Below are 2,170 nucleotides of genomic sequence, written 5' to 3' on the forward strand. Positions count from 1 at the left end.
CCCCCGACCCGATCCGAGACCGCCCGCCCCGGACGTCACGGTGCCGCGCGGCGGGGCGTTGTCCACGGTCAGTTCCAGGACGCCGTCCGCGCGCCGGACTTCGACGTGGGCGGCGCAGCCCGGCGCGTACCGAAGGGCGTTGGTGAGCGCCTCACGGACGATCCCGTGGACGGCCTCGGCGGCCGGGCCGGCCAGGTCGTCGGGGAGATCCGCCTCGATCGGCGGGCCCAGCCGTCCGAAACCGGCGAGAAGCTCCTCGATGCGCGCGGTCATCGGACGGGCGTCCGCGCCGTCGGTGTCCCGCATCAGTCCGACGAGCCGCCGCAGCGTGGTCAGGGTCTCGACGCCGGTGCGTTCCGCGAACGCCAGCGCCTGCGCCGTCAACTCCGGTCTGGTGTCGCCCAGTCGGCCCGCGGCGTCGGCGGTGATGACGACGGAGGTCAGATGGTGGGCGCTCACGTCGTGCAACTCGCGGGCCAGGCGCCGCCGTTCGGTCTCCGCCGCGCGCCGCCGCGTCTCCTCCGCGCCGGCCAGCCGACGGGCCGCGGCCATCCGCCCCCTGACCCATTGGCGGCGGACCTCGCCGAGCCCCGCGCACGCCACGTACACCAGCGCTCCGAGCGCCCATTCGGTGGCCAGCGTCGGCCGCAGCCCGAGGCGGACGAGGGACATCAGCCACTCGACGCCGACGACCGCGGCGACCGCGCGAAGGGTCACGGGCACGGGCCGGCGGGCGGCCACCGAGTACAGCGAGACCAGCGTGCCGAGCCCGAAGTAGTTCTCGTATCCCGCCACTTGGCCGAACACGAGCGTGCCCAGCGTCCAGGCCAGAACCCGGACCGGCGCCTGGCGCCGACGACCCAGCGCGACGGTCTCCACGGCCAGGGCGAGCAGGACGGCGGCGAGCCGAGCCGAGCCCGGCACCTCCTCGCCGGCCATTTCCGCGCCGGTCCACAGCCAGATGATCTGTCCGGCCGCGAGCAGGGCGGGGAGCAGCCAGTTGCGTATCGTCTCCATGTCGCAGCGAGCGTAGGACGCGCCAGGACCGCGCCGCACCCGGCCCCGGCACGAAGTCGCCCTCTACCCAGCGATGGAGGTGCTCTTCCTGCGCCGGACCGATGCCCGGGACACGGGTGATCGGCGAGGCTTGCCGTCATGACGAACCTGTCCGCCGCCGCGCCCTCGCCGTACCTCCCCGGACCCCTTCCCGTCCCGCCGCCGGCTCACCTGGCAAAACCGCTCGCCCACCACCGGCTGGCCCGGATCCGCGGACGTCACCGATGGTGGCGTCCCGTACTGGGCACGCTGTTCGTGGCGGTGGCGTACACGGTGACGGTCGGGCTGCTCTACGGCCTCGTCGACGCGGTGGGAGCGGCCCGCGGTTACCGCCGGGGCCCGGACGGCACCGTGGAGCTCGGGCCGGTGACGAGCACCGCCGTCGACCTGACGATGCTCGCCGTCGCGATCCCCCTCGTGCTGCTCGCGGTCCGCTGGATCGGCCGCCGCCCGGCCGGCACGGTCTCCTCCGTCACGGGCGGACTGAGATGGCGGTGGCTCGGCCTGTGCCTGCTCGCTGCGGTGCCGATCCTCGCCGCGACCACCGGGGCGATGCTCCTGCTGCCCGCGCAGGACGAGCCCTCGCAACAGTGGGCGGGCTGGGGGGTCTTCGGGCCGGCCCTGGCCATGCTGGTCCTGCTGGTGCCCCTCCAGGCGGCGGCCGAGGAGTACGTCTTCCGCGGCTGGCTCACCCAGGCGGTCGGCGCCTTCCTGCGCTCACCCTGGATCGCGATCACGCCCCAGGCGGTGCTGTTCGCCGCCGCCCACGGCTGGGGCACCCCCTGGGGCTTCGCCGACCTGGTGGTGTTCGGGGCCGTCGCCGGCTGGCTGACCGTGCGTACCGGCGGACTGGAGGCGGCCATCGGTCTGCACGTCGTCAACAACCTCCTCGCCTTCACCGCGGCGGCCTCCGTCGTCGACGGGCTGGCGAGCGACGACACCGCAGCCGACGCGCCCTGGGACCTCGTCCTGCTCGACCTGGCCGGAGTCGCCCTCTACGCCGCCGCCGTCCTGTGGCTGGCCCGCCGCCACCGGCCCGCCCGCACCGCCCCGGCCACGCTTGCGCCCGTCCCGGCCGGATACGCCCACGCCCCGGTCCCCGGCTTCCCCGTCC

The 2,170-nt window shown here is 75.2% G+C and carries 2 protein-coding genes; one reads left to right on the plus strand and one right to left on the minus strand.

Features of this window, described 5'->3' with window-relative positions:
• On the minus strand, nt 1–1,017 hold a 1,017-nt coding region (locus P1P75_RS41240), incomplete at its 3' end, for a histidine kinase (RefSeq protein WP_319265109.1).
• A gap of 138 nt (nt 1,018–1,155) precedes the next feature.
• On the opposite strand from P1P75_RS41240, the gene P1P75_RS41245 reads away from it, so the two are divergent.
• Nucleotides 1,156–2,170 (plus strand): CPBP family intramembrane glutamic endopeptidase (locus P1P75_RS41245; RefSeq protein WP_319265112.1); only part of this gene is annotated, 1,015 nt, incomplete at its 3' end.

Source organism: Streptomyces sp. ID05-39B (assembly GCF_033794725.1).
GTDB classification, from domain to species: Bacteria; Actinomycetota; Actinomycetes; order Streptomycetales; family Streptomycetaceae; genus Streptomyces; species Streptomyces bobili.